At 60.1% G+C, this 2,544-nt stretch carries 2 protein-coding genes; both read right to left on the bottom strand.

Annotated elements, in window-relative coordinates:
• Positions 1 to 1,469, bottom strand: a 1,469-nt coding sequence (locus VJV58_RS09730; protein ID WP_324137130.1) for a fatty acid--CoA ligase, incomplete at its 3' end; no start/stop codon positions are given.
• 75 nt (positions 1,470 to 1,544) lie between these two features.
• Positions 1,545 to 2,417 carry an SDR family oxidoreductase gene (locus tag VJV58_RS09725; protein ID WP_324137129.1) on the bottom strand — a complete coding sequence of 291 codons (873 nt, stop codon included), beginning with the start codon at positions 2,415 to 2,417 and terminating at the stop codon, positions 1,545 to 1,547.
• Positions 2,418 to 2,544: the final 127 nt, after the last annotated feature.

Genomic DNA, 2,544 nt, shown 5'->3' with positions numbered 1-2,544 from the left:
GGCGCCTTGAAGCCAGCGATACGTTCGCGGCTGAAGTTGACAATGTCGGAGGCAGTTGCTTTCCGACCGGGCTTCATCACCACGATCGCCTTGACCGCCTCGCCCCATTTTTCGTCGGGTACTCCGATCACGGCCGCTTCGGCGACGTCAGGGTGATCGCAAATCGCGCTTTCGACCTCGGCGGGATAAATGTTTTCTCCGCCGGAGATGATCATGTCCTTGATGCGGTCGTGGATATAGAGATAGCCGTCCTTGTCCAGGTAGCCGGCATCTCCGGTGCGCAGCCAACCGTCGCTGTCGAGGGTTTTGGCGGTGGCTTCCGGCAAATTCCAGTAGCCGGCCATGTTCGAACCAGAGCGCGTGGCGATTTCGCCGACCTCGCCTGGAGGCAATCTGTTGCCGTTGGCATCGAGGATAGCAAGTTCAACGCCGGGCAAGGCCTTGCCGGCCGAACGCATCCGGTCGAGCCCCTCGACGTGATCTTCCGGCGGGAGCGCGACAATAGTGCCGGTGGTCTCGGTCATGCCGTACATCTGCACGAAGCCACAGCCGAACACCTCGATGCACTCCTTCAGAAGCGCGGCAGGAATAGGCGAGGCGCCATACAGCATGTACTTCAGGCGCGAAAAATCTACCTGACGTGCGCGCGGCTGCCGTACCACGAACTGCATCGCGGCCGGCACCATGAACAGCTTGGTAATTCCGGACTGCTCGAAAAAATCCAGCACTTTGGTCGGGTCGAATTCACGGGCGATGACGCCCTTGGCGCCGTGATAGAAGCCCAGGACGCCCCAACCGGAGCCGCCAATGTGGAAGACCGGCATGGCGACCAGCGAGACATCATCCTCGCTCCATCTGTTCCAGTCAGGCTTCTGGTCCTTTCCGGCTTCCACCAGATTCAGAAAATTGGCATGCGACAGCATCGCGCCCTTTGGCTTGCCTGTCGTCCCGGAGGTGTAAAGCTGGATCGCGATGTCCTGGCGGCTGATCGAGACTTTCGGGTCTTCGCTGCTCTGCGTGTCGCGCCAGGCCGTGTAGTTCAGCCAGCCCGGCGAGCTGGTTTCCGTGGCAATAAATCTGCGAACAGTTGGGACCTGAGCCTTGATTTTCTCGACCTGCGGCAAGAATTCCGGTCCCACGAACAGCACCGAGGCGCGGCAGTCCTCGACGATGAAAGCGATCTCCGGACCGGCGAGCCGCCAGTTCACCGGCGCCATGACCACGTTGGCCTTCATCGCGCCAAGCAGCAGCTCAAAATAGACGTCGCTATTCTTGCCAAGATAGGCGATGCGCTCGCGCGGCTTGATACCGTCGGCAATCAGCGCGTTGGCGACACGGTTGGTGAGTATATCGAATTCCGCGAAGCTGGTCTGGCGGCCTTCGAATTCATAGGCGATGGCATCGCCGCGGGTTTTTCCCCGCGCGCGCACGACCTCGGCGAGGTTTGTCGGTTGTTGGAGATCGGACATCTCGCTCCCGCAAGCGTTGTTTTTCGTTGCGGTAATACTGGCGTCGTCGCGCGCCAAACACAATACCGGAAGAATCTAGCCCCGAGCGGCGCGGTCTTTCTCGTTCTGCGCCTTGATGGATTCTCGCGCCTGAATCCATTCGGCGTCGGACCAATCTCGCAGCTGATAAAAGTTGCCGCCCATCGCCAGGGCTTGGGCGCCGTCCATCGCAATGGTTTCGCCGTTGATCCAGTCGCACCCACCCGAAATCAGGAACACCGCGAGATTCTGCAGCTCTTCCATCTTGCCGACCCGCCCCATCGGGTTCATAGCTTTTGTGCGCGCGCCGGCTTCGTCGCCGGGCTTGATGCGCTTGCTCATGCCTTCGGTCGGAATTTCGCCGGGCGCGATGGTGTTGAGCCGGATGCCGTGGCGTCCCCATTCGGTGGCCAGCGACATCGTCATGGCGTGGATCGCCGATTTGCTCATCGCCGACGGCACCACATAGGGGCTGCCGTTGCGGACCCACGTCACCGTTATCGACACAACATTGCCGGGCTGTCTTGTGGCGATCCAGCGACGGCCGACGGCGTGCGTGACGTAAAACGTGCCATGCATCACGATGTTGGCGACCGCGTCGAAACCACGTGGCGTCAGGTCTTCGGTGCGCGAAATGAAATTGCCGGCCGCATTGTTGATGAGATCCGTCAGCGGGCCTTCCCTGAAGATCGTCTCGATCATTTCGTCGACCGCGAGCGGGTTTCGAATATCGACTCCATGGCTGGTGACCCGCCCGCCATGAAGATCCATTAGCTCTGTCGCGGTTTCGTCGCAGACGGCCTTGCGCCGGCCGCAGATATGGACCTCGGCGCCGAGTTCGAGAAAGCGCGATGCCATCGATTTGCCTAAACCGGTGCCGCCGCCCGTCACAAGGATGCGCCGTCCGACAAGGAGGTTTTCGCTGAACATGGGAGGATTCCACCCAAACGCGTTATCTGTTAGCTGGTTGATTGACTAAATCTGGACAACGGCATTCTGTAAAGCGTCAAAGAAAGGCACGGAGAACCATCCATGGGCGATCGCGTCTCGGTATCGA

Source organism: Bradyrhizobium sp. (assembly GCF_035273305.1).
Classification (GTDB): Bacteria; Pseudomonadota; Alphaproteobacteria; order Rhizobiales; family Xanthobacteraceae; genus Bradyrhizobium.
This window is presented reverse-complemented; position numbering and strand designations above follow the sequence as displayed.